We start from the raw sequence: 24,142 nt of genomic DNA, 5'->3' as shown, positions 1-24,142 counted from the left end.
TCGCCATCAATGCAGTTCACTGGTCGGACGCAATGCCCGCGCATAGCAGAACAGAAACAGGCTCCGCACCATCTCCTTCTGAACGCCGGGTTCGCTTGAACTCAGGCTGCTGACATCCAGATCCCCCTGATCGCGCAATTCGTCCAGCGCCTCTTCTTCCAGCACCGCACACACTTGACCCGTCTCGCGATCGAGGATGCGCAGGTAGGGTTGTGGCCGGTCAAGCCAGGCATCAATCAGATACGTCATGTGATTCTCCTTGAGTGTTTCAATGAGAATAATTCTTATCTGAGGAATAGCAAGGATCTATTTGAGATTAATTCGCATTGCTGACGGGGCATGCCTTGAGGGCGGGCCTGAATCCCGCACAACAAAAAGCCCGTCACATGGACGGGCTTTCAGCGGAGTGGAGCGGGGCAGCGGTCAGTGTGTGCGAGCGACCGCAAATTCACTCAGCTCGACGAGTGCGTCGCGATAGACGCTCGGCGGCAGCACATCCAGACAGGCAATGGCGCGAGCGATGTAGTCGCGTGCCAGCTGGGCGGTGTACTCGAGGGCGCCTGAAGTTTCCACGGCGTCGCGGATGCTTTCGAGATCTTCCAGGCCGCCCTTCTGAATGGCCTGACGAACCAGCGCAGCCTGTTCAGCGGTGCCTTCGCGCATGGTGTAGATCAGCGGCAGGGTGGGCTTGCCTTCGGCGAGGTCATCACCGACGTTCTTGCCGAGGGTTTCCGCATCGCCGCGATAGTCCAGCAGGTCGTCGACGAGTTGGAAAGCGACACCCAGATGATCGCCGAAGGTACGCAGCGCTTCGCTTTGCTCCGGGCCGGCGTTGGCCAGGGCTGCGGCGCTGTGGGTCGACGCTTCGAAGAGCATTGCGGTTTTGCCGCGGATGACTTCCATGTAGGTTTCTTCGGTGGTGCTGGCGTCGCGTACTTTGGACAGCTGCAGCACTTCGCCTTCCGCGATGACCCGCGTGGCCTTCGAGAGGATCTGCATCACCTGCATCGAGCCCAGTTCAACCATCATCTCGAACGAGCGCGAATACAGGAAATCCCCCACCAGCACGCTGGGTGCGTTCCCCCACATGGCGTTGGCTGTCGAGCGGCCGCGACGCATGCCGGACATGTCTACCACGTCGTCGTGGAGCAGGGTGGCGGTGTGCAGGAATTCGATGGTCGCCGCCAAAAGGCGCAGGTCATCACCGCCAGAGCCCAGCGCTTTGCCGCACAACAGAACGAGCAACGGACGCAGGCGTTTACCGCCAGCGGAAGTGATGTAGTCGCCGATTTTGGAGACCAGCGGCACGCGCGATGTCAGCTGCTTCTTGATAATGTGGTCGACGGCTGTAAAGTCGTCCGCCACAGCGGTGTAGAAGGCTTGGGGTTGCATCAGCGAGACGTGCTCCAGAAGGGTTGCGCGGCATGCTAGGTTGCAGGCCCCACCCTGTCAAGGCGTGACATAACGCAGCTTGCAAGGCGTTGATCGCTTGCGTACAATCGCGCACCCTAACTTCCTGGGCAGCACCTGCCTTACGCAATTGCATGTCGGCCTTCCAGCCTTGTGCAGCCATGCCAGCCAATACCTCTTCCTATAAAGAGCTGGGTGAGCAGGATTATCGGAGATACACCATGTCTTATGCAGTAATCGTTACTGGCGGCAAGCAATACAAGGTCGCCCCAGGTGAATACCTGAAGATTGAAAAACTGGAAATCGCTACCGGCGAATCCGTTACTTTTGATCGCGTTCTGTTGGTTGCCAATGGCGACGACGTGAACATCGGCGCTCCAGTTGTTGCAGGCGCTACCGTTGTGGCTGAAGTGATCTCCCAAGGTCGTCACGATAAAGTCCGCATCATCAAGTTCCGTCGTCGTAAGCACCACATGAAGCGTATGGGCCACCGCCAGTGGTACACCGAGATCAAAATCACCGGTATTCAGGCTTAATTTCAGCCTAATCCTCACTAGGAGAATTGACTCATGGCACACAAAAAAGCTGGTGGTAGTACCCGTAACGGTCGCGACTCAGAAGCCAAACGCCTTGGCGTGAAGATGTATGGCGGCCAGGTTATCGTTCCGGGCAACATCATCGTGCGTCAGCGCGGCACCCAATTCCACGCTGGCTACGGCGTTGGTATGGGCAAAGATCACACCCTGTTCGCTAAAGTCGAAGGCGTGATCAAGTTCCAGGTTAAAGGCGCCTTCGGTCGTCGCTATGTAAGCATCGTGCCAAAGACTGAAGTCGCGGCATAATCTTGCGTTCAGGGGGTATGAGGGCCTGACCTTCATGCCTCCTGAGCTGAAAAGCCCTGTCGATGACAGGGCTTTTTCGTTTGTAGAAGGGTCTGTTTCTGGTGAGTCTCTTGCAAAGCTGTTTGTGTGGGCCGTTGTGGTGTGAAGTCGCTGGTTTTTGATCGGTATCGCAACGCTCATCTTTGCAAGAGCCTTATGAATTTATGTTGTTTGCTCGTCTTTGTGACGGGAGGCGTGCGCTATGAAATTTGTTGATGAAGTATCCATTCGAGTAAAGGCCGGTGATGGCGGTAACGGTTGCATGAGCTTCCGTCGCGAGAAATTCATCGAGAACGGTGGTCCTAACGGTGGTGATGGCGGTGACGGCGGCTCGATCTACATGATCGCCGACGAAAACCTCAACACCCTGGTCGACTACCGCTACACCCGTCACTTCGACGCCGAGCGCGGTTCGAACGGCGGCAGCACCGACTGCACCGGTCGCAAGGGTGAAGAGCTGGTGTTGCGTGTGCCGGTCGGCACGACCGTGATCGACGCCGGCACCCAGGAAGTCATCGGCGACCTGACCAAGGCCGGCCAGCGTCTGCTGGTGGCCCATGGCGGCTGGCACGGTCTGGGCAACACGCGTTTCAAATCCAGTACCAACCGCGCGCCGCGTCAGACCACGCCCGGCAAGCCGGGTGAGCAGCGTGACCTCAAGCTTGAGCTGAAAGTGCTGGCTGACGTCGGTCTGCTCGGTTTGCCGAATGCCGGCAAGAGCACGTTCATTCGCTCGGTATCGGCTGCCAAGCCAAAGGTCGCTGATTACCCGTTCACCACGCTCGTCCCGAACCTGGGTGTCGTCAGCGTCGATCGCTGGAAGAGCTTTGTCGTCGCCGATATTCCCGGCCTGATCGAAGGTGCTTCCCATGGTGCAGGCCTGGGGATTCGCTTCCTCAAACACCTGGCCCGGACACGTCTGCTTCTGCACCTCGTCGACATGGCGCCGCTGGATGAAAGCAGTGCGCCGGATGCCGCTGAAGTCATCGTCAACGAGCTGGTCAAGTTCAGTCCTGCGCTGGCCGACCGCGATCGCTGGCTGGTCCTGAACAAGTGCGACCAGATCCTCGAAGAAGAGCATGAGGCCCGCAAGCAGGAGATCATTGATCGTCTGGAGTGGACCGGCCCTGTCTACGTGATCTCGGCCATCGCCAAAGAAGGCACCGATCGCCTGACCCACGACATCATGCGCTATCTCGAAGACCGTGCTGATCGTCTGGCCAATGACCCGGCCTACGCTGCCGAGCTGGCTGAGCTGGATCAACGCATCGAAGACGAAGCTCGCGCCCAGTTGCAGGCGCTGGATGATCAGCGTGCCTTGCGCCGTAGCGGCGTGAAGAGCGTACATGACATCGGCGATGACGATTGGGATGAGGAAGACGTGGAAGACGAAGATGGTCCGGAAATCATTTACGTCCGCGACTGATCGACTGAAGTAAACTACGACGCCGCTCTTGAAGCGGCGTTTTAGTATCTAGAATTCGGACTCTCTGGCTTAAGGTTGAAAGATCATGCGGAGCAAGGTGACAGGTGCCCAGCGTTGGGTGGTGAAGATCGGAAGTGCGCTGCTGACGGCGGACGGCAAGGGTCTGGATCGCAACGCGATGGGTGTTTGGGTCGAGCAGATGGTGGCCCTGCATGAGGCGGGTGTCGAGCTGGTCCTGGTTTCATCCGGCGCAGTAGCGGCCGGTATGAGCCGTCTGGGCTGGACTGCGCGACCGAGCGCCATGCATGAGCTTCAGGCCGCTGCAGCAATCGGTCAGATGGGTCTTGTGCAGGCGTGGGAATCCAGCTTCGCCGAGCATCAACGGCATACTGCGCAGATTCTGCTCACTCACGACGATCTGTCCGATCGCAAGCGCTACCTGAACGCCCGAAGCACGTTGCGTACTTTGGTTGAGCTGGGAGTCATCCCTGTCATTAACGAAAACGACACCGTCGTCACCGACGAGATCCGTTTCGGCGACAACGACACGTTGGCGGCTCTGGTGGCCAACCTGGTTGAAGCTGATCTGTTGGTCATCCTGACCGACCGTGACGGCATGTTCGACGCCGATCCTCGCAATAATCCCGAGGCGCAGCTCATTTATGAAGCGCGCGCCGATGACCCCGCCCTTGATGCGGTGGCTGGCGGCACCGGCGGTGCGCTGGGTCGTGGCGGCATGCAGACCAAGTTGCGTGCGGCGCGACTCGCCGCCCGTTCCGGTGCGCACACCGTGATTGTGGGTGGCCGCATAGAGCGCGTCCTGGCGCGGCTGAAGGCGGGTGAGCGATTGGGCACGTTGCTGTCCCCGGAGCGCGAAATGCTCGCGGCTCGCAAGCAATGGCTGGCCGGGCATCTGCAAACCCGTGGCACGCTGGTGCTGGACGAGGGTGCGGTAAAAGCGCTGACCCAAAGCCATAAGAGTTTGCTGCCGGTCGGCGTCAAGCTGGTGCAGGGCAGCTTTCGTCGCGGCGAAATGGTGGTCTGCGTGGCGGCTGACGGTCGCGAGATCGCCCGCGGGCTGACCAATTACAGCGCGCTCGAAGCGCAGAAGATCATCGGTCTGCCCTCTGACGCCATCGTCAAGGAGCTGGGTTACATGGCCGAGCCTGAACTCGTGCACCGTGACAACCTGATTCTGGTCTGAAGTGCATCATCAAAAGAAGGAAGCATACATGCGAGTCATGAAAGGGCTGGTAGGCGCGTTGCTGATGTTGCCGTTGCTGGCATCGGCTGAAGAGATCGGCCAGGTATCAACTGTGTTCAAGATGGTCGGTCCTAACGATCGGATTGTGGTCGAAGCATTCGACGACCCCAAGGTCGACGGTGTGACGTGCTATCTGTCTCGCGCGAAAACCGGTGGGGTGAAGGGTGGTCTGGGCCTGGCTGAAGATCGTGCCGAAGCGTCCATCGCGTGCCGGCAGGTCGGTCCCATTCACTTCAAGGAGCAATTGAAGGATGGCGACGAAGTGTTCAAGGAGCGAACTTCGCTGGTGTTCAAGACGATGCAGGTCGTGCGATTCCTCGACAAGAAGCGCAATACGCTGGTGTACCTCGTTTACAGCGACAAGGTGATCGAGGGCAGTCCGCAGAATGCCGTGACCGCGATCCCGATCCTGCCATGGGCACCTGCGCCGGCACCTTGAAGCTGCAGAGGCAAATCGAAGGCAATAAAAAACCGACCCTGGGGTCGGTTTTTTAACAAGCGAATCGCTTAGGCTGCAGCAGCAAGGTTCAGAGCCTTGATGTGGCCATTCAGGCGACCTTTATGGCGAGCAGCTTTGTTCTTGTGGATGATGCCTTTATCGGCCATACGGTCGATAACTGGCACAGCCAGAACATAAGCAGCTTGCGCTTTTTCAGCGTCTTTAGCGTCGATGGCTTTAACTACATTCTTGATGTAGGTACGAACCATGGAACGCATGCTGGCGTTGTGGCTGCGACGCTTCTCAGCCTGTTTTGCACGTTTTTTGGCGGAAGGTGTGTTGGCCACCGTCGAGCTCCTCGAAAGACTTGGGAAATAGCTAACAAAATAGGCCGCGAATCATGCCGATGAGTTTGACACTTGTCAAGGGCAGTTGATGCTTTCCGCTGAGTGGTCGCAGTGTGGTGCCGAGGTGATTTCTTTCCGGCGTGCGACCTGTAAACTCGCGGGCTTTGGCTCTGAGCTGTTTTGCGGCGCGGAGTATCGCATATATGGAACGCGCTTTGGCGCTTCCTTTGGTCAGGCGTATAACCTTTCGATGAATCTACTCAAATCGCTTGCCGCCGTGAGCTCTATTACGATGCTTTCGCGGGTGCTGGGCTTTGTCCGCGACACCATCATCGCGCGCGCTTTCGGTGCCGGCATGGCCACTGACGCCTTCTTTATCGCCTTCAAGCTGCCCAATCTGCTGCGCCGGATCTTTGCCGAGGGCGCTTTTTCCCAGGCCTTCGTTCCCATCCTGGCGGAATACAAGAGCCAACAGGGCGAAGAGGCAACCCGCACATTTGTCGCGTATGTCACCGGCCTGCTGACCTTGGCCCTGGCGATCGTCACGGTGCTGGGCGTCGTATTTGCCCCGTGGGTCATCTGGGCCACCGCGCCGGGTTTTGCCGATACGCCGGAGAAGTTCCAGCTGACCTCGGACCTGCTGCGGGTGACCTTTCCTTATATATTGCTCATTTCTCTGTCATCACTGGCCGGCGCGATCCTCAACACGTGGAATCGCTTCTCCGTACCGGCGTTCGTGCCGACGCTGCTCAATCTGGCGATGATCTTCTTCGCCCTGTTCCTGACGCCCTATTTCCACCCGCCCGTGATGGCGCTGGGCTGGGCTGTGCTGGCGGGCGGTTTGCTGCAGCTTCTTTATCAGCTGCCGCATCTGAAAAAGATCGGCATGCTGGTGCTGCCGCGACTCAACCTGCGCGACACCGGTGTCTGGCGGGTGATGAAGCAGATGCTGCCGGCCATGCTTGGGGTGTCCGTCAGTCAGATTTCGCTGATCATCAACACCATATTCGCCTCGTTTCTTGTCGCAGGTTCCGTGTCTTGGATGTATTACGCCGACCGCCTGATGGAACTGCCTTCCGGGGTGCTCGGCGTGGCGTTGGGGACGATTCTGCTGCCGATTCTCTCGAAAACCTACGCCAGCCGGGATCGCCATGAATATTCGCGGATTCTCGACTGGGGCCTGCGCTTGTGTTTCCTGTTGGTGCTGCCGTGCACCCTGGCGCTCGGGCTGCTTGCCGAGCCGCTAACAGTTTCGCTATTCCAGTACGGCAAGTTCGACGGCGAAGATGCCGCGATGACCCAGCGGGCGCTGGTCGCGTACTCGGTGGGGCTGCTGGGCATCATCGTGATCAAGGTGCTCGCGCCGGGCTTTTATGCTCAACAAAATATCCGCACGCCGGTGAAAATCGCGATCTTCACCCTCATAGTGACTCAGGTGTTCAATGTGCTTTTCGTCTATGTCATCCATCTGGCACACGCCGGTTTAGCGCTCGCGATCAGTGTCGGGGCTTGCCTCAATGCGTCGCTGCTGTTCTGGCAGTTGCGCAAGCAGGACCTGTTTCAGCCGCAGCCGGGTTGGCCGATGTTCCTGGGCAAGCTGATTATCGCGGTGGTGGCGATGTCCGCCGTGCTGCTGGGCCTGATGCATGTGATGCCCGCTTGGTCAGACGGCGAGATGCTGCAGCGATTCCTGCGCCTCGGCGCGCTGGTACTGGCAGGTGTCGTGACGTATTTCGGCACTTTGCTGTTGCTGGGTTTCCGGGTCAGGCATTTCGCTCGCAAGGCGATCCTGTAGGATCAGTCGTCGTTTTCTGCCGGTTAACGTCGATTGTTGTGGTTTGCCCGGATGTGTCGCCTGTCGTTGACGGCGGTGTGTGGTTATAATCGGCCACTTTATGAGCAAGAAGCGCGTTATGCAGCTGGTTCGAGGCCTTCACAATCTGCGCCCGCAGCACCGGGGCTGCGTCGCCACTATTGGCAATTTCGACGGTGTACACCGTGGTCATCAGGCTATCCTGGCGAGACTGCGTGAACGCGCCGTCGAGCTGGGCCTGCCCAGCTGTGTAGTGATTTTCGAACCGCAACCGCGTGAGTTCTTCGCTCCCGACACTGCGCCGGCCCGTCTGGCCCGGCTGCGCGACAAGCTCGATCTGCTGGCTGGCGAGGGCGTTGATCTGGTGTTGTGTCTGGCCTTCAATCAGCGCTTCAGCAAGCTCAGTGCATCCGAGTTTGTCGACACCGTGCTGATCGATGGCCTGGGTGTGAAACACCTGGAGGTGGGTGACGACTTCCGTTTTGGCTGTGACCGAGTGGGCGATTTCGATTTCCTGCAAAAAGTCGGCGCCGAAAAGGGCTTCACCGTCGAAGCGGCGCAGACCGTCGAAATCGATGGCGTCCGTGTGAGCAGCACCAAGGTGCGCACGGCGCTTGCCGCCGCAGACTTCACCCTGGCCCAGCATTTACTGGGCCGCCCGTTCGAAATCTCTGGCCGCGTACTGCATGGACAGAAACTGGCGCGTCAGTTGGGTACGCCCACGGCCAACGTGCAACTCAAACGTCGTCGCGTGCCATTGACCGGTGTCTACCTGGTCAGCGCGCAGATCGATGGCAAGGTATGGCCGGGCGTCGCCAACATTGGCGTGCGTCCCAGCGTGGCGGGCGATGGACGTCCCCATCTGGAGATTCATCTTCTGGATTTTACCGGCGATATCTATGGCCGGCGTTTGACGGTGGTATTCCACCACAAGCTGCGTGATGAGCAGCGCTTTGCCTCCCTTGAGGCGCTCAAGACGGCGATCGATGCGGATGTCGCTGCCGCTCGTGCCCACTGGCACGACCAACCGCTAAACTTTAGAGCCTGAAATGACCGACTACAAAGCCACGCTTAATCTTCCGGACACCGCCTTCCCGATGAAGGCCGGCCTGCCCCAGCGCGAGCCGCAAACTCTGCAGCGCTGGGACAGCATTGGCCTGTACCAGAAGCTGCGCGAAATTGGCAAGGATCGGCCCAAGTTCGTGCTGCACGACGGGCCTCCGTACGCCAACGGCAATATCCACATCGGTCATGCGGTCAACAAGATTCTCAAGGACATGATCGTTCGCTCGAAGACCCTTTCCGGCTTCGACGCGCCTTATGTCCCGGGCTGGGATTGCCACGGTCTGCCGATCGAGCACAAGGTCGAAGTCACCCACGGCAAGAATCTGCCTGCGGACAAGACCCGGGAACTGTGCCGTGCCTACGCGGCCGAGCAGATCGAAGGGCAGAAAGCCGAGTTCATCCGTCTGGGTGTGCTGGGCGACTGGGACAACCCGTACCGCACCATGGACTTCGCCAACGAAGCCGGTGAAATCCGCGCGTTGGCTGAGATGGTCAAGAACGGCTTTGTCTTCAAGGGCCTGAAGCCGGTCAACTGGTGTTTCGATTGCGGCTCTGCATTGGCTGAAGCGGAAGTTGAATATCAGGACAAGAAATCGTCCACCATCGACGTCGCCTTCCCGGTGGCCGATGCCGACAAGCTGGCTGCCGCCTTCGGTCTGCCAAGTCTGGGCAAACCTGCTGCCATCGTGATCTGGACCACCACCCCGTGGACCATCCCGGCAAACCAGGCGCTCAACGTTCACCCGGAATTCACCTACGCACTGGTCGATACCGGCGAGCGCCTGCTGGTGCTGGCTGAAGAGCTGGTTGAGTCCTGCCTGAAGCGATGGAACCTTGAAGGTTCGGTGCTGGCGACGGCCGAAGGTTCGGCGCTCGAGCTGATCAATTTCCGTCATCCGTTCTACGATCGTCTTTCGCCCATCTATCTGGCCGACTATGTCGAGCTGGGCGCGGGCACCGGTGTTGTACACTGCTCGCCGGCCTATGGCGTCGACGACTTCGTGATCTGCAAAAGCTACGGCCTGACCAACGACGACATCATCAGTCCGGTGCAGAGCAACGGTGTTTACAGCCCGTCGCTGGAGTTCTTCGGTGGCCAGTTCATCTTCAAGGCCAACCAGCCAATCATCGACAAGCTGACCGAAGTCGGCGCGTTGCTGCACACCGAAACCATCACCCACAGCTACATGCACTGCTGGCGCCACAAGACGCCGCTGATCTACCGCGCCACCGCGCAGTGGTTCGTCGGCATGGACAAGCAGCCGACGTCGGGTGACACCCTGCGCAACCGCGCCGTGAAGGCTATCGAAGAAACCAAATTCGTCCCGGCATGGGGGCAGGCGCGCCTGCACTCGATGATCGCCAACCGTCCTGACTGGTGCATCTCCCGTCAGCGCAACTGGGGCGTGCCGATCCCGTTTTTCCTGAACAAGGAAAGCGGCGAGCTGCACCCGCGTACCGTTGAGCTGATGGAAGAAGTCGCTCAGCGTGTCGAGCAGGAAGGCATCGAAGCCTGGTTCAAGATGGACGCTGCCGAGCTGCTGGGTGACGAAGCGCCGCACTACGACAAGATCTCCGACACTCTGGACGTCTGGTTCGATTCCGGCACCACGCACTGGCACGTCCTTCGCGGCTCCCACCCGATGGGCCACGAAAGCGGTCCACGCGCCGACCTTTACCTCGAAGGCTCGGACCAGCACCGCGGCTGGTTCCACTCGTCGCTGCTGACCGGTTGCGCCATCGATAATCACGCGCCGTACCGTGAATTGCTCACCCACGGTTTCACCGTGGACGAGAACGGCCGCAAGATGTCCAAGTCGCTGGGCAACGTCATTGCGCCGCAGACCGTCAACGACACACTGGGCGCGGACATCATGCGCCTGTGGGTTTCGGCGACCGATTACTCCGGCGAAATGGCCGTTTCCAACACCATTCTGCAGCGCAGCGCCGATGCGTACCGTCGTATCCGCAACACCGCACGTTTCCTGCTCTCGAACCTGACCGGCTTCAACCCGTCCACCGACTTGCTGCCAGCCGAACAGATGCTGGCGCTGGACCGCTGGGCGGTGGATCGTGCGCTGCTGCTGCAACGTGAGCTGGAAGAGCATTACGGCGAGTACCGTTTCTGGAACGTCTACTCGAAGGTGCACAACTTCTGCGTTCAGGAATTGGGTGGCTTCTATCTGGACATCATCAAGGATCGCCAGTACACCACCGGTGCCAACAGCACGGCGCGCCGCTCTTGCCAGACTGCGCTGTTCCACATCTCCGAAGCGCTGGTTCGCTGGATCGCACCGATCCTGGCGTTTACCGCCGATGAGCTGTGGCAGTACTTGCCGGGCGAGCGTAACGAGTCGGTCATGCTCAACACCTGGTATACCGAGCTGAGCGAACTGCCTAAAGGCTTCGAGCTTGATCGCGCCTACTGGGAGCGGATCATGGCGGTGAAGGTGGCGGTCAACAAGGAAATGGAAAACCTGCGCGCGGCCAAAGCCATTGGCGGCAACTTGCAAGCCGAAGTCACGCTGTACGCCGAAGACGCGCTGGTGGCGGATCTGTCCAAGCTGAGCAATGAGTTGCGCTTTGTGCTGATCACCTCAACGGCCAGCGTCGCGCCTTTCGTCAGCGCGCCTGCCGATGCGGTGGTCACCGAAGTGGCTGGTTTGAAACTCAAGGTCGTCAAATCCGGCCACGCCAAGTGCGCGCGCTGCTGGCATCACCGCGAGGACGTCGGGGTCAATCCGGAGCATCCGGAAATCTGCGGTCGTTGCGTCGACAACATCAGCGGCGCAGGCGAGGCTCGTCACTATGCCTAATGCATCGGCTGGCCGTATGGGCCGACTGGGTTGGTTGTGGTTGAGCGTGCTGGTGGTGGTCATTGACCAGGCCAGCAAGTTCTACTTCGAAAACCGCCTGGAGTTGTACGAGCAGATCGTCATCCTTCCTGACTACTTCAGCTGGATGCTGGCCTACAACACCGGGGCTGCTTTCAGCTTCCTGGCCGACAGTTCCGGCTGGCAGCGCTGGTTGTTTGCGCTGATCGCGGTCGTGGTGAGTGGGGTGCTGGTGGTCTGGCTCAAGCGGCTCGGGCGCGAAGAAACCTGGCTGGCGATTGCCCTTGCCCTGATATTGGGCGGGGCGCTCGGCAATCTGTATGACCGAATCTTCATCGGCCATGTCATAGACTTCATATTCGTGCATTGGAAAGAACACGGCTTCCCGGCCTTCAATGTTGCGGACAGCGCCATTACCGTTGGCGCGATCATGCTGGCTCTGGACATGTTCAAGAGCAAGAAAACCGGAGAGACCGTCAATGACTGATCAGTTGATGACCGAACAGGCTACTCAGGAAACACGCATCGGTCAGAACACGGAAGTCACCCTGCATTTCGCGCTGCACCTGGAAAACGGCGACACCGTCGACAGCACGTTCGACAAGGCGCCGGCGACCTTCAAGGTCGGCGATGGCAGCCTGCTTCCGGGCTTTGAGGCGCTGATCTTTGGCTTCAAAGCCGGTGATAAACGCACGCTTCAAGTGCCGCCGGAAAACGCTTTCGGTCAGCCTAACCCGCAAAATCTGCAGGTCATGCCCCGTTCGCAGTTCCAGAATATGGAGCTGTCGGAAGGGCTGCTGGTGATCTTCAACGATGCGGCGAACACCGAGCTGCCGGGCGTGGTGAAATCGATGGACGATGATCAGGTCACCGTCGATTTCAACCATCCGCTGGCGGGCAAGACGTTGACCTTCGAAGTGGAAATTTTCGAGGTGAAGGCACTCTGAGCATCGCCAGAGCGCCTGGCCCCGGCACTGGTCGGGGCCTTTTCGTTTATATGTTTCATTGCGCGTAGACACGAGGCACATCATGCAAATCAAACTCGCCAACCCACGTGGCTTCTGCGCCGGGGTGGACCGTGCGATCGAAATCGTCAATCGCGCGCTGGAAGTGTTTGGCCCGCCGATCTACGTGCGCCATGAAGTGGTTCATAACAAATTCGTCGTCGAAGACCTGCGCAGCCGTGGCGCGATCTTCGTCGAAGAGCTCGAGCAGGTGCCGGATGACGTCATCGTGATCTTCAGCGCCCACGGCGTGTCGCAGGCGGTGCGCACCGAGGCGGCAGGGCGCGGCCTTAAGGTGTTCGACGCCACCTGTCCGCTGGTGACCAAAGTGCATATCGAGGTCGCGCGCTACAGCCGCGACGGCCGCGAGTGCATCCTCATCGGTCACGCCGGCCACCCTGAGGTCGAGGGGACGATGGGGCAGTACGACGCCAGCAATGGCGGCGCGATTTATCTGGTCGAAGACGAAGCAGACGTCGCCAACCTGCAGGTGAGCAATCCTGAGAACCTTGCCTTCGTGACCCAGACGACGCTGTCGATGGACGACACCAGCCGGGTCATCGACGCCCTGCGCACACGATTCCCGGCCATTGGTGGCCCGCGCAAGGACGACATCTGTTACGCCACGCAAAACCGTCAGGATGCGGTCAAGGTCCTGGCTGACGAGTGCGACGTGGTGCTGGTGGTGGGCAGCCCGAACAGCTCCAACTCCAATCGCCTTCGTGAACTGGCTGAACGCATGTCGACCCCTGCCTATCTGATCGATGGTGCCGAAGACATGCAGCGCAGCTGGTTCGACGGCGTGGGCCGCATCGGCATTACCGCCGGTGCTTCGGCGCCCGAGGTGCTGGTGCGTGGCGTGATCCAGCAGCTGCACGCCTGGGGCGCGACCGGCGAAGACGAGCTGGCCGGGCGCGAGGAAAACATCACCTTCTCGATGCCCAAGGAATTGCGCGTCAAGTCGCTGCTGTAATCCGGTCATTCCGTAACCGCATCATGCGCAGGGCTCGCTGCTGAATCCCTCGGATCGCAGCGTGACCCTGCCGGTCACCGCAATCACCAACTGGTAGTGGCTGGCAGGTGTGTCTCTGAGGCACACCGCCAGTGTCCCGTTGGCGTTGTTCAGCAGCCGCCCCGTATTATCGAAACCAATGCGCACGGCCACTTTGCTGTTGCCCACCACCCTGACGTTACGGTGGCTGGCGAACTCGGCCAGCGACAGCTCCCCCTCGTCTCTGAGCTGGTTGCGGTTGCTGTCGACGAACACGTTCCAGCCTCGGCTCCAGTCCTTTTCAAGGGCCTGTATCACCACCGGCTGACTGCGCAGAATCGCCTCTGTGCGAGCCATTCGCAGCCCGCTGGCCAGTTGCTGAGCCGTGTCCTGACGTCGTTGTGAGTCGATCAACTGGCCGAAGGCGGGGATAGCGAGCGTCGCGACGATACCCACAATCACCAACCCTGCCAGCAGTTCAATCAGCGTCAATCCTTGCTGTTTCACGAGCGTCTTCCGTTGAGTTCGGCGCTCAAGCAAACACCTGCTCCGTTGCGCTGACAACCGGTTCGATTGTCAGCCGGTATGTCTGCAAGCCGCCGTTACACATCCTTCGGGCAAACCGCTGCGCATCGACTTCACTGGTGCCTGCACAGCGGACGGCAGAGGTGGGCGATGGCAGGAAAGGCGATGCAATCAGGGATGACATTGATCGAAGTGCTGGTTGCGCTGCTGATCTTCAGCGTTGGCATATTGGGTGTGGCGATGCTGCAGCTCAACGCGCTGAAGTATACCGACAGCTCGATGCGCAGCATGCACGTCAGTTTCATCGCCCATGATCTTCTTGAGCGAATCCGCGCCAATCCGGGCACCAGTTATGCGCTGGCTTCGCTGAGTCAGGCGCCATCGTCCGGCAGTGTCGCCGTTCCACGCCAGCAAGACCTGTACGACTTCGCGACGCAGTTGAAACGCGCGGTCGGTGACGATGCCGAGGCATCCATTGCGGTGGCGGGATCGAGCGTGACCGTCACATTGAAGTGGGACGATTCCCGCGCCAGCCAAGAGGCCGCACAGAAGCAGACGCTGACGTTGACCGCAGATGTATCTGCCGAGCGGGGCGCACGACCATGAGGCCTTTGGAGAAAGGCTTTGGCCTCGTCGAAGTTATGCTGGCGCTGGTGTTGGGATTGGTGATGTCGCTGGCCTTGGCGCAGATATTCATCAGCTCAAAGAGCAGCTATGCCAGTCAGACATCGTCCGCCAGCCTGCAGGAAGACGCGCGATTCGTGCTCAGCAAAATGGTCCAGGAAGTGCGGCTAGTGGGCATGTTCGGCTGTTTGGGGAAAGTCGACGACGCCAGCGTCGGCAATGGCTTTTCCAAAGCGTTTGAAGCGCCGATCCACTGGGACGCCAGCTCGCAGACACTGAGCCTCGCCACCGCCGGAACCGGGGAGGGTGGAGGCTGGTCGACCTGGGTCATACACACCGACTGCGTGTCATCCGCCACCGCGTACTCCAACGGCCGGGCGCCCCGGCTCGCCGGACATGAGACCGCGATGCCCATTCACAAGCAGGTGTATCGCTTCAACAAGGCCCGCAATGAGCTGTCGCTGAATGGCCAGCCCCTGGTCAGCAACGTGCGCGCGTTCAGCGTGCTGTTCGGCGTTGCCGGTTCGATCAATGACCGCTCCGTTGCGCGGTACGCGGCCACCGCCGAACCCTCGTTGATCCGCAGTGTACGGCTGACCCTGACATTGTTCGACCCCGCAGATCGGGCGCAGGAACAGACCATCGAGGTCGTTGCCGCCCTCCGTAACCGGCTGGGGTGATCACATGAATATGAATCCACAACGTGGCGCGGTGTTGATCGTCAGCCTGGTGTTCCTGCTGTTGCTGACCCTCTTGGCGACATCGTCGATGCAGAACGCCACCCTCCAGGAAAAAGTGGCGGGCACGCTCAAGCGGCGTGATGCGTCGTTTCAGTCCGCCGAGACAGCGCTGCGCATTGCTGAATCAAACATCCTGTCATCCGGGTTTTCACTGCTGGCCTGTTCGTCGCCAGCGAGATGTTTGCCTCCGCCTGAAGCGCTGACACTTTCCAAAAGCGGAACGGGCGGGGCGTCGGGTGTGGATTGGGTCGCGACGCGCGGTGGTTTTTACGGCATTCAGCATGTCGGCCAAACCGATCAGCCGCCCGGTGGCGGAGACGGTCAGTTTCGGATCCTGTACCGCGTGACGGCCATCGGCATTGAGGGCGACTCACGCACCGTGATCGAAAGCATTCACACCGAGGAGCGTCGCGTGATGTGGCGGCAGCGGCAATGAACAGACCATCCGCGGGTTTCACCCTGATCGAGCTGCTGATTGCCATCGCCATCGTCGCGATTCTCGCCGCCGTCGCGTATCCGCAATACAGCGAATACACCCGGAAAACCCGCCGCTCGGAGATCGCCGGGGTGCTGGTTGAAGAGGCGCAGAAGCTTGAGCGGTTTCATTCACGGGCAGGGCAGTACTCGGACGTCAGCGGGCCTCCGGCGTTTAGTCATGAGGTGTCGTTGGGGAATGCGTTTTATCGGATAGGGGCTGAGCGCAAGGAGCGGACGTTCACGCTGACCGCTTCGCCGGTTGGCGGAGGAATGATGGCGGGCGATGCGTGTGGGAATTTTGTGCTGGAAAACACTGGCAAGCGCGACAATCTCGGGATGTCGGGGGCTGCCAGTGTGGCGGGGTGTTGGGGGCGCTGAAATGACCTGGATCGGCTACGGCGCCGCGCGTCAGGGCGTTCGTCCGCCGAAAACAGCCACACATCCCCCCGGCAAATATTGAAACAACCGGTTGCTATATAGTTTCTCCATTAAGGAGAGATTAAATGCCCAAACGGTGTCGGGGTTTTACGCTGGTCGAGTTGCTGGTGACCATCACGTTGGTCGGCATCCTCGCCGCGATCGCCATTCCAAGTTTCACCTCTGCTATTCAGAACACCAAGGCCGACACGGAAGTAAGCGACTTTCAGCGTTTCCTTAATTACGCCCGCCAACAGGCTATAAACAGCGGCACTGTCATCCGTGTAACGCCATCGGTGGCGGGTGCTGCCTGGAATACTCAGCTGAGTGCCATTGATCCTGCGGCAACGGCGCCGATTCCCATTCTGCGAGTTTTGCCAGCGATGGACTCTGCATCAGTGCTTGCAGTGAGCGGAAATCCTACTGCGATCGACTTCAACAACCTGGGGGGGTTGGCCGCACCGGTGCCGACGGCGGCTGCTGCCGTAAGCATCACCTACACACGCGGCACCATCACCCGCGTGATCAACATATGCCTGAGCGGCCGTATCGTGTTGGGCGGTTGCTGATGAACGCCAGAATTGATGCCAGGCAACAGGGCACGACGCTGATTGAGGTGCTGGTTGCCCTGCTTGTTCTAGCCATTGGGCTGTTGGGTGCGGCAGCGCTCCAGTTGAATGCGCTGAAATACACCGACAGTTCAAGGCTCAGCAGCCAGGCCAGCTTTATTGCGTACGACATGATGGATCGCATACGTGCCAATCCTGATGCTGACTATAGGCTGGCTGCTCTGGCAGCAGCGCCTGCTGCCGGCGATTTGAATACGCCGCGCACGCAGGACCTTTACGATTTCAAGAACAATATTCAAGTGCTCGACCCCGTTACCGGCGATGGGACGATTGCGGTGGATTCGGCAAATAAGCGGTTGGTCACCATTACTGTGATCTGGAGTGATGCCCGGGCCACCAACACGGCAACTGCCTTGCAGACCTTCAAAGTTACAAGTCGTGTGGCGATAGACGCGAAGGTGACGCAATGAAGCACCGCGCCAGAGGCTTCGGCCTGATCGAGATCATGATCTCGCTGTTACTGGGCCTGCTCATAGTGGCGGGCGTTATTCAGATTTTCATTTCAGCCAAGAACACTTATCTGTCACAGAACGCCTCGGCGGTCATGCAAGAAGATGCACGATTCATCCTCACCAAGATGGCGCAGGAAATACGCATGGTCGGGATGTTTGGCTGTCTGGCGACGGTCAAAGACTCAAGCGCCAACAGTGACTTCGCCGCTGCGCAAATGACGCCGGTCCGGTGGGATAACGCAACGTCGAAATTGACGCTGGTAACAGCCGACGTGGGAAATAATGGCGGTGTTCCGACCTGGACCGTTGTCTCCGATTGCAAGTCAGGAGCGACCGCTCGGACCGGAACGGCCATCCCTGCCGCCACCGAATTAGCATTTCCAATACGCCAACTCGTCTACCAGTTTGCGAATAAGCAGTTACTTCTTGGGGGGGCTGTCATCGTCAATAACGTGAATGACTTCTCGGTGATGTTTGGTACTGCCAATACGGCGTCGGACACAACGGTTACAGCGTACACCGCGACGCCCGCCAGCATGGCTACGGTGCGTAGCGTCAGGCTGACCCTGGAACTGCAGGACGCAACAGGTCGAGTTAAAAACCAGAAGTTCAGCGTTATGACCGCTTTACGCAACCGTCTCTACTAGGTGTTGCCATCTTGAATGTAACCAGACACAGAGGTGTACAACGTACCCGGGCCCGCGAGCGCGGAATGGCGCTTATCGTCAGTCTGGTGTTTCTGTTGCTGCTGACGTTGATCGGGATTTCATCAATGCAGAACGCTACGCTTCAGGAAAAGATGTCCGGCAGCGTCAAGTTCCGCAACGAGTCCTTTCAGATTGCGGAGGCGGCTGCGCGTATGGGGGAGTCTGCAGTTCAGGCCAGTAATTACAAGCTGGCGACATGCATAAAATGTGCTCCACCTCCGGAAGCTACAAGCGTAACGGGACCGGGTGCCAACAGTACCTCGGGAGTGACCTGGTTCGCGACGACAGGCATGACGGGAGGTTTGTGGGCTGTCCAGAAAATCGCCACAACCAAGGACCCGGTTAACATCAATTCTGTGGGGTGGGATGAAAGTAAGTCGTGGACGCTTTATCGCATCACAGGCGTTGGCATCTCTGGTAACTCACGAACTGTAGTGGAAAGTATTTATGCCAAACGTTGAGTGGTGCCGCAGGGCAAGGCTTTATCTGTGCAAGCTGATGATGGGCGCACTGCTTGGCCTTTATGGCTCGGCCACCGCATTCGCTGCTTTCGTACCCTCTGACTCCCCTTTGTTGACCGTAGGGTCGGTGACGCCGAACGTCATGCTGCTGGTGGATGACTCCGGGAGTATGAACAGTATCATCTGGGCCTCGGGGTTCGATCCCAACGCGGATCCGGTTCAAGTTTACAGCTGCAATTCGGATTTCAACTGCAGTAATGTCACTGCAATGGATATGACGGACACCAACTTTTTTGTGGGAAACCTGCGTGCCGGCGGCTGCGATAATGGGTATGACGGTTTCTACAAGTTCACCACACGCACCCGCGTCTGTCTCAAACTCCCCGACCCGGTGGGCAACGGGAATACCCGGTACACCACTGCTTACATCAGCTACTTGCTTTACGCCACGTCGTTGTCCAAAAAAGACTACACGGATGATTCGATTCCCGACGATTACAGAATCAGTGTCGCGCGCACGGTGTCTGCCGCGCTGGTGGCCAGCAATCGAAATCTGCGAATTGGCCTGGCCACCTTCAATCCCCCTACGAGCGGAAACGCCGGGCCTGGCGGCAACATCGCAAGGGCGATCAGCGATCTGTCCCAGACGACCGCTACAACTACCGCGCAAGCCAATGCCAACTACAACTCGCTGATCTCGTCCATCAACGGCCTTGCGGCAATCGCCAACACGCCACTGGCTGAAACGTATTACGAAGTGACCCGCTACTTTCGCGGAATGACGCCCTATTACAATACGACGCCTTCGACCTACACCAGCCCGATTCAGTACCGTTGTCAGCGAAACTATGGCGTCGTGATTACCGACGGTCTGCCGACCTACGATCGAACCTTCCCCACGAATGATCCGCTGGGCGGTGCAAGCTTGCCCAACTGGGACGGCAAGAACAACGACGGTGATAACCTCAATGGCGATGGGGAGGGTGACACCCTTTATCTGGACGATATCGCGAAATTCGCCTACGACATCGATATGAGAGCGAGCGGAACCGATGCCGCCGGCAAGAGCTGGGACGCTGCAGATTTCACCAAACAGAACATGTTCACCTACACAGTAGGATTTACAGCAGCCAATGTAATGCTCTCGGACGCGGCCACTTACGGTAAGGGTACTTATTACCAGGCGACGGACAGCGCGGGTCTCAATGCTGCGTTATCCGCGGCTCTGAACGACATCACCTCCCGCGCAGGAACCGGGGGAGGTGTAGCGTCGAATTCATCCACACTGTCGAGCTCATCGGTTTATTTCCAGACGCAATACGATCCGACTGACTGGCGGGGCACAATCAAGGCTTCGGCAATTTTGGCTGATGGAAGCGTAAACACCGCATCGCCTATCTGGTCCACCGACAAACAAATTGTTCCGGGCATTACTGCTACTTACGAGTCCTGGAACTCCCTGACCAATGCCGTTATTCCGTTGTCCTTTCCAAGCTTTTCATTGCCCCAACAGACCGTGCTCAACGCCAATCTGCCGCTTGGGATTTCTGGGCTGGATTTAGTGCAATGGAGTAAAGGGACGAACAAGACAGGATTGAAAACGCGTACGGTGTTGCTCGGTGATGTGATCAACTCGCCCTTGACGTACGCCTCACCTACGGACAACCCAGCGTCGGACCCTGCCTCTGATAATAGCTATTCCACGTATTTGGATATCAAATCAAACTCAATGAATCCCTCCCTCGTAGTCAACGCCAATGATGGGTTGGTCAACGTGATCGACCCGTCCACGGGTAACAGGCTTTATGGGTACATGCCATCCACCGTTCTCGCGAACCTGCATTACGTCGCTGACCCTAACTACATCAACGGCGTATCTCACAAATTTTTGGTGGATGGGCAAATTTCCGTCGTAGATGTCCAGTTTGCTTCGTCCTGGAAAACTCTAGCCATCGGGGGGACGGGCTCCGGTGGCAAGGGATTTTATGCGCTGCAGCTGTTTAATGCCGGTGCTTCTAATACGGTTAAAGCGCTTTGGGACATCAGCAGCGTTAGCACAGGTTTTGCCAACATGGGTTACGCGTATGCCAAACCGGAGGTGGCTCAACTGCCAGACGGCCGATGGGCAGCATTCATCTCTAATGGCTATGGCAGCACCAATGGCGTGGCGTCACTCTTTGTCGTTGATGTCAGCAATGGGGCTCTGATAAGAGAGATCGCCGTCGATAACTCAGGCAACAATGGATTGTCCTCAGTCAAGTTACGCGTCAATGCACAGAGTGTTGTTCAGTACGCTTATGGCGGTGATTTGAAGGGTCAGATGTGGAAGTTTGACTTCACGGGGCAAACCGCATCCACCTGGAAAGTAGGGCTGGGTGGAAGTCCACTGTTCACTGCCTCAGGAGGGGCGAATCAGCCGATCACTGCTCAGCCGGTCGTGGGAAATAATCCGAACGGCGGCAAGATGGTTTATTTTGGCACGGGCAAATTGCTCGAAACCGCGGACAAGACCACGACCGCGACTCAAGCGTTTTATGCGGTCTGGGACAATGACGGGACGAGTGCCAACTATCGCGAAAGCGACCTTGTAGCGCAGGCTATAAATGGGGTCTCAAGCGGAGCTTCTGGGCAGTTTTTTACCACTACCCAAAATGATGTGAATTATGCAGCCAAGAAAGGCTTCTACCTTCCGTTGATTTATAACACCGTCGCGACGGGGGAGCGTGTTATCTATCCGGCGACACTCGCGTTCGGCCGGGTTCGATTTACCACGGCTATCGTCGACACAGGTGATCCATGTTCAAGCTCTGGATCGGGTAGATACGTTGAACTTGATGCGTTAAGCGGGCGGATGCTTAGCTATCCGGTTCTGGATACAAACGGTGATGGGCAGGTCAACAGTGCTGACGCTAATTCAAGCGGTATCCTGATAAGCGGTGGCGTGCCTAACGCAGCCGTTACGCTTGATAAAGAGAACGGCAATCAAGCGATTCCTTTGGGCGGTTTAGGTACCCCTCAAACCATCACTGATTTGGGCGGGGTGTCAAACCGACGCATCATGTGGCGACAGATCAGATGAGGAAAGAAAAAATGATGGGCAGTAAATCGAAAGGATTCACCCTCATAGAACTGATGATCGTGGTGGCGATTGTGGGTATTCTCGCGGCGATCGCCTACCCCAGTTATACGGAATATGTGAGGCGCACTCACCGTACCGAGATTGCTGGGATTTTGATGGAGCAGAGCCAGGTATTGGAGCGTTACTTCACCAAGACCGGTAGCTATAAAGACGCGACGGTGACGGTCTCGAATGCTTGGTACACCGTTGCAGTGGTGCCCGCCGATGCGACCTTCACCTTGACGGCTACACCCATAGCCAACTCCATGATGAACGGCGACAAGTGCGGCACCTTCCAGATCACCAATACCGGCGCGCGCACCAACTCCACCGGCCTGTCGAACAAAGACTGTTGGGGCCGTTGAATCCATGCAGATGAACAGGCCGTGGCCGTTGTGCTAAATCAAGACATAGTCATCATCGGCGGCGGCGTCATCGGCCTTCTGACCGCCTTCAACCTCGCCTCCAAAGTCCGAAGCGTAACGCTGATCGACCGATCGGAAGTCGGCCAGGAATCCTCATGGGCCGGCGGCGGCATTGTGTCTCCGCTCTACCCATGGCGCTACAGCCCCGCCGTAACGGCACTCTCGCACTGGTCGCAGGATTTTTATCCACAGCTCGCCGAGCGCTTGCTGGCACTGACCGGCATAGATCCGCAAGTGCACAAGACCGGCCTTTACTGGCTGGATCTCGACGACGAAGCAGAGGCGCTCGAATGGGCAGCGCGTGTGAATCGTCCGCTGACGTCGGTGGATATTTCTGCGGTCTACGACGCCGTGCCGGTCATGGGCGGCGGCTATTCGCGAGCGGTCTACATGGCCGATGTCGCCAACGTCCGCAACCCGCGTCTGGTCAAGTCACTGAAGGCTGCGTTATTGGCGTTGCCCAATGTGGTCATTCGCGAGCACTGCCAGGTCATCGACTTTGTGCGCGAAGGTGATCGCGTCCTGGGTGTCACGACGGACGGGGGCGATGTGCTCGGCGACAGCGTGGTGCTGGCCGCCGGTGCATGGAGCGGTGTTCTGCTCGGCAAGTTGGGGCTGGCGCTGCCCGTTGAGCCGGTCAAAGGGCAGATGATTCTCTACAAATGCGCCGCCGACTTTCTGCCGAGCATGATCCTCGCCAAGGGCCGTTATGCCATCCCCCGGCGTGACGGGCATATTCTCATCGGTAGTACGCTCGAACACGAAGGCTTTGATAAGACCCCCACTGAAAATGCTCTGGAAAGCTTGAAAGCTTCGGCGATCGAATTGATCCCCGCGCTGGCGGATGCGCACGTGGTCGGGCACTGGGCGGGGTTGCGACCGGGGTCGCCTGACGGCATTCCATTCATCGGGCCGGTGCCAAATCATCAAGGCCTGTGGCTGAACTGCGGGCACTACCGCAATGGCCTTGTGCTGGCGCCGGCGTCGTGTCAGTTGCTGACGGATTTGCTGGTCGGGGAAGTGCCGATTATTGATGAAGCGCCTTATGCGCCAGAGGGGAGACTGAAACCATGAGCGGCCATCTCCGACGCCAGTAGCCCTCGAAGTGCTTCGGTACTCGTGAGTAGCTCCGCGAGCAACGCGTCATCGATATCCATGTAGCCTTCGTACTCAGCGAGGTTTCTGCGCTCGTGGCAAAGCGCAAAGAGCCGTACCCGCACTTTATCCAGATTCAGCGTATGTGGAAGGCACTGAAACACAAGATAGCGGCGGTCCGACCGGTATCCTTTCAGGCGCAGTGCCGACAGCGCCATTGCGTGTGCAGCGTTATAGGCCAGATCAAAACGGCTGGCGTATGAAAGAGCGGAATTATGAGCGTCCAACAGCCTATCAAGGGCCGAGCGGACCAGTCCGATATTCGTTCTTGTTAGCAGGCTCGGCTTTCAATCCGCCGGTACGTACCAAGTTCGCCGAAGCTCGTTGCCCATTCCGTGGGTTCTCCCTAATCGCTTCCGATGATGTCGATCTTTTCCTGCTCTGCCACGCGGGTCACGAAGCTGTTGCCGGTGGCGAGCTTCGCTTTCCAGTCTGACGGCGTGTAGAGCGTTGGGTTGATGGGCCTGCCCAGCATCTCTTCGAGCGGGATCATACGCTCCATCACTTCGCTGTAGCTGACGCCTTCACCGATCAGCATCAGATCTAGGTCGCTGGATGTGTTGGCGGTCCCTTTCGCAACCGAGCCGTAGATAAACGCTCGCTGAATCTGGTCTGCGAAAGGCAGCAACTCCACTCGAAGGTGATCGGCGATGCCGAATGTTTTGCGCACAAGGCCAGTCAGTTCGGGGTACACCGGACTTTCAGGATTCGCCTGATAATGGATTTGGTTGCCCTGCCGGGTTGCGGTCAGCAAACCTGCTGAGTGCAATTTCTCCAGCTCACGAGTTGTGCTGCCTTTGCCGACCTGGACCCAGCGACTGATTTCGTTGGTATAGAAGCTCCGCTCCGGATTGCCGAAGAGCAGGCCCAGCACTCGTTGCTGAGTCGTGGTGAAGAGCGCGTCGCCGATGTTCATAGGGATCTGTCTAGATAAGTCC

At 58.4% G+C, this 24,142-nt stretch carries 27 protein-coding genes and 1 pseudogene; 22 read left to right on the top strand and 6 right to left on the bottom strand.

Annotation, left to right across the window (positions count from 1 at the left end):
• Nucleotides 1-6: 6 nt before the first annotated feature.
• A complete protein-coding gene (locus tag IFT99_RS14795) occupies nucleotides 7-249 on the bottom strand; it encodes a PA4570 family protein (RefSeq protein WP_065987680.1) in 243 nt (80 codons plus the stop codon).
• Between the two features lie 174 nt (nucleotides 250-423).
• Nucleotides 424-1,392, bottom strand: coding sequence for a polyprenyl synthetase family protein (locus tag IFT99_RS14790; protein ID WP_065987679.1), 969 nt, complete (start codon nucleotides 1,390-1,392; stop codon nucleotides 424-426).
• A 239-nt stretch (nucleotides 1,393-1,631) separates the two neighbouring features.
• Here IFT99_RS14790 and rplU point away from each other — a divergent pair, with 239 nt between their 5' ends.
• The 5 genes from rplU (at nucleotide 1,632) to IFT99_RS14765 (ending at nucleotide 5,420) form a co-directional block, all read left to right on the top strand.
• Entirely contained in the window at nucleotides 1,632-1,946 is a 315-nt protein-coding gene (gene rplU / locus IFT99_RS14785; protein ID WP_003176051.1) for a 50S ribosomal protein L21, read from the top strand.
• Between the two features lie 33 nt (nucleotides 1,947-1,979).
• Nucleotides 1,980-2,252: a 50S ribosomal protein L27 gene (gene rpmA / locus IFT99_RS14780; protein WP_037015434.1), complete on the top strand. Its 273-nt coding sequence runs from the start codon at nucleotides 1,980-1,982 to the stop codon at nucleotides 2,250-2,252.
• Nucleotides 2,253-2,493: 241 nt separating this feature from the next.
• Nucleotides 2,494-3,717 carry an Obg family GTPase CgtA gene (gene cgtA, locus IFT99_RS14775; protein WP_192133168.1) on the top strand — a complete coding sequence of 408 codons (1,224 nt, stop codon included), beginning with the start codon at nucleotides 2,494-2,496 and terminating at the stop codon, nucleotides 3,715-3,717.
• An 85-nt stretch (nucleotides 3,718-3,802) separates the two neighbouring features.
• Nucleotides 3,803-4,921, top strand: coding sequence for a glutamate 5-kinase (gene proB / locus IFT99_RS14770; RefSeq protein ID WP_065987677.1), 1,119 nt, complete (start codon nucleotides 3,803-3,805; stop codon nucleotides 4,919-4,921).
• A gap of 28 nt (nucleotides 4,922-4,949) precedes the next feature.
• Nucleotides 4,950-5,420 (top strand): CreA family protein, encoded by a 471-nt coding sequence (locus IFT99_RS14765; protein ID WP_192133166.1) that lies wholly within the window; start codon nucleotides 4,950-4,952, stop codon nucleotides 5,418-5,420.
• A gap of 68 nt (nucleotides 5,421-5,488) precedes the next feature.
• Here IFT99_RS14765 and rpsT read toward each other — a convergent pair whose 3' ends face one another.
• The gene (rpsT, locus tag IFT99_RS14760) at nucleotides 5,489-5,767 is read right to left on the bottom strand and encodes a 30S ribosomal protein S20 (RefSeq protein ID WP_037015424.1); all 279 of its coding nucleotides are present in this window, start codon (nucleotides 5,765-5,767) and stop codon (nucleotides 5,489-5,491) included.
• Between the two features lie 250 nt (nucleotides 5,768-6,017).
• Between rpsT and murJ the strand changes: the two genes are divergently transcribed.
• The 6 genes from murJ (at nucleotide 6,018) to ispH (ending at nucleotide 13,456) form a co-directional block, all read left to right on the top strand.
• A complete protein-coding gene (murJ, locus tag IFT99_RS14755) occupies nucleotides 6,018-7,562 on the top strand; it encodes a murein biosynthesis integral membrane protein MurJ (protein WP_192133288.1) in 1,545 nt (514 codons plus the stop codon).
• Between the two features lie 118 nt (nucleotides 7,563-7,680).
• The gene (ribF, locus tag IFT99_RS14750; protein ID WP_192133164.1) at nucleotides 7,681-8,628 is read left to right on the top strand and encodes a bifunctional riboflavin kinase/FAD synthetase; all 948 of its coding nucleotides are present in this window, start codon (nucleotides 7,681-7,683) and stop codon (nucleotides 8,626-8,628) included.
• A 1-nt stretch (nucleotide 8,629) separates the two neighbouring features.
• A complete protein-coding gene (gene ileS, locus IFT99_RS14745; protein WP_192133162.1) occupies nucleotides 8,630-11,461 on the top strand; it encodes an isoleucine--tRNA ligase in 2,832 nt (943 codons plus the stop codon).
• Nucleotides 11,454-11,966, top strand: coding sequence for a signal peptidase II (lspA, locus tag IFT99_RS14740; RefSeq protein ID WP_192133160.1), 513 nt, complete (start codon nucleotides 11,454-11,456; stop codon nucleotides 11,964-11,966). Before ileS ends, lspA begins: the two co-directional genes overlap by 8 nt.
• A gap of 7 nt (nucleotides 11,967-11,973) precedes the next feature.
• On the top strand, nucleotides 11,974-12,426 hold the full coding sequence (gene fkpB / locus IFT99_RS14735) for an FKBP-type peptidyl-prolyl cis-trans isomerase (protein ID WP_065987706.1): 453 nt from the start codon (nucleotides 11,974-11,976) through the stop codon (nucleotides 12,424-12,426).
• Nucleotides 12,427-12,508: 82 nt separating this feature from the next.
• A complete protein-coding gene (ispH, locus tag IFT99_RS14730) occupies nucleotides 12,509-13,456 on the top strand; it encodes a 4-hydroxy-3-methylbut-2-enyl diphosphate reductase (protein WP_122535361.1) in 948 nt (315 codons plus the stop codon).
• Between the two features lie 21 nt (nucleotides 13,457-13,477).
• Here the strand turns inward: ispH and IFT99_RS14725 are convergent, their stop codons facing one another.
• Nucleotides 13,478-13,981, bottom strand: coding sequence for a GspH/FimT family pseudopilin (locus IFT99_RS14725; RefSeq protein ID WP_192133158.1), 504 nt, complete (start codon nucleotides 13,979-13,981; stop codon nucleotides 13,478-13,480).
• Nucleotides 13,982-14,164: 183 nt separating this feature from the next.
• On the opposite strand from IFT99_RS14725, the gene pilV (IFT99_RS14720) reads away from it, so the two are divergent.
• From pilV (IFT99_RS14720) to thiO, 11 genes are all read left to right on the top strand, one after another.
• Nucleotides 14,165-14,605 (top strand): type IV pilus modification protein PilV, encoded by a 441-nt coding sequence (pilV, locus tag IFT99_RS14720; RefSeq protein WP_244656981.1) that lies wholly within the window; start codon nucleotides 14,165-14,167, stop codon nucleotides 14,603-14,605.
• Nucleotides 14,602-15,303, top strand: coding sequence for a PilW family protein (locus tag IFT99_RS14715; protein ID WP_192133155.1), 702 nt, complete (start codon nucleotides 14,602-14,604; stop codon nucleotides 15,301-15,303). The genes pilV (IFT99_RS14720) and IFT99_RS14715 overlap by 4 nt, the downstream gene beginning before the upstream one ends.
• 31 nt (nucleotides 15,304-15,334) lie before the next feature.
• Nucleotides 15,335-15,799, top strand: a complete 465-nt coding sequence (locus IFT99_RS14710; RefSeq protein WP_342214622.1) for a pilus assembly PilX family protein — start codon at nucleotides 15,335-15,337, stop codon at nucleotides 15,797-15,799.
• On the top strand, nucleotides 15,796-16,218 hold the full coding sequence (locus IFT99_RS14705; RefSeq protein ID WP_192133151.1) for a type IV pilin protein: 423 nt from the start codon (nucleotides 15,796-15,798) through the stop codon (nucleotides 16,216-16,218). The genes IFT99_RS14710 and IFT99_RS14705 overlap by 4 nt, the downstream gene beginning before the upstream one ends.
• Nucleotides 16,219-16,343: 125 nt before the next feature.
• The gene (locus IFT99_RS14700; RefSeq protein ID WP_192133149.1) at nucleotides 16,344-16,826 is read left to right on the top strand and encodes a GspH/FimT family pseudopilin; all 483 of its coding nucleotides are present in this window, start codon (nucleotides 16,344-16,346) and stop codon (nucleotides 16,824-16,826) included.
• On the top strand, nucleotides 16,826-17,296 hold the full coding sequence (gene pilV / locus IFT99_RS14695; protein ID WP_192133147.1) for a type IV pilus modification protein PilV: 471 nt from the start codon (nucleotides 16,826-16,828) through the stop codon (nucleotides 17,294-17,296). Before IFT99_RS14700 ends, pilV (IFT99_RS14695) begins: the two co-directional genes overlap by 1 nt.
• Nucleotides 17,293-17,985 carry a PilW family protein gene (locus tag IFT99_RS14690; RefSeq protein ID WP_192133144.1) on the top strand — a complete coding sequence of 231 codons (693 nt, stop codon included), beginning with the start codon at nucleotides 17,293-17,295 and terminating at the stop codon, nucleotides 17,983-17,985. The genes pilV (IFT99_RS14695) and IFT99_RS14690 overlap by 4 nt, the downstream gene beginning before the upstream one ends.
• 65 nt (nucleotides 17,986-18,050) lie before the next feature.
• Entirely contained in the window at nucleotides 18,051-18,506 is a 456-nt protein-coding gene (locus IFT99_RS14685) for a pilus assembly PilX family protein (RefSeq protein ID WP_192133142.1), read from the top strand.
• Nucleotides 18,493-21,585 (top strand): pilus assembly protein, encoded by a 3,093-nt coding sequence (locus IFT99_RS14680; protein WP_192133140.1) that lies wholly within the window; start codon nucleotides 18,493-18,495, stop codon nucleotides 21,583-21,585. Before IFT99_RS14685 ends, IFT99_RS14680 begins: the two co-directional genes overlap by 14 nt.
• 14 nt (nucleotides 21,586-21,599) lie before the next feature.
• The gene (locus IFT99_RS14675) at nucleotides 21,600-21,989 is read left to right on the top strand and encodes a type IV pilin protein (protein WP_192133286.1); all 390 of its coding nucleotides are present in this window, start codon (nucleotides 21,600-21,602) and stop codon (nucleotides 21,987-21,989) included.
• Nucleotides 21,990-22,019: 30 nt separating this feature from the next.
• The gene (thiO, locus tag IFT99_RS14670; RefSeq protein WP_192133284.1) at nucleotides 22,020-23,123 is read left to right on the top strand and encodes a glycine oxidase ThiO; all 1,104 of its coding nucleotides are present in this window, start codon (nucleotides 22,020-22,022) and stop codon (nucleotides 23,121-23,123) included.
• Here thiO and IFT99_RS14665 read toward each other — a convergent pair.
• A pseudogene (locus IFT99_RS14665) lies at nucleotides 23,093-23,555 on the bottom strand (hypothetical protein). The gene thiO and the pseudogene IFT99_RS14665 overlap by 31 nt on opposite strands.
• Complete coding sequence (locus tag IFT99_RS14660; protein ID WP_192133138.1) at nucleotides 23,551-24,120, bottom strand: nucleotidyltransferase domain-containing protein; 570 nt, start codon at nucleotides 24,118-24,120, stop codon at nucleotides 23,551-23,553. The pseudogene IFT99_RS14665 and the gene IFT99_RS14660 overlap by 5 nt, the downstream one beginning before the upstream one ends.
• Nucleotides 24,121-24,142: the final 22 nt, after the last annotated feature.

The sequence above is a fragment of the Pseudomonas sp. CFBP 8772 genome, from assembly GCF_014841665.1.
Lineage (GTDB): Bacteria > Pseudomonadota > Gammaproteobacteria > Pseudomonadales > Pseudomonadaceae > Aquipseudomonas > Aquipseudomonas graminis_B.
The sequence above is the reverse complement of the archived record's forward strand: the minus strand, read 5'-3'. Positions and strand labels throughout refer to the sequence as shown.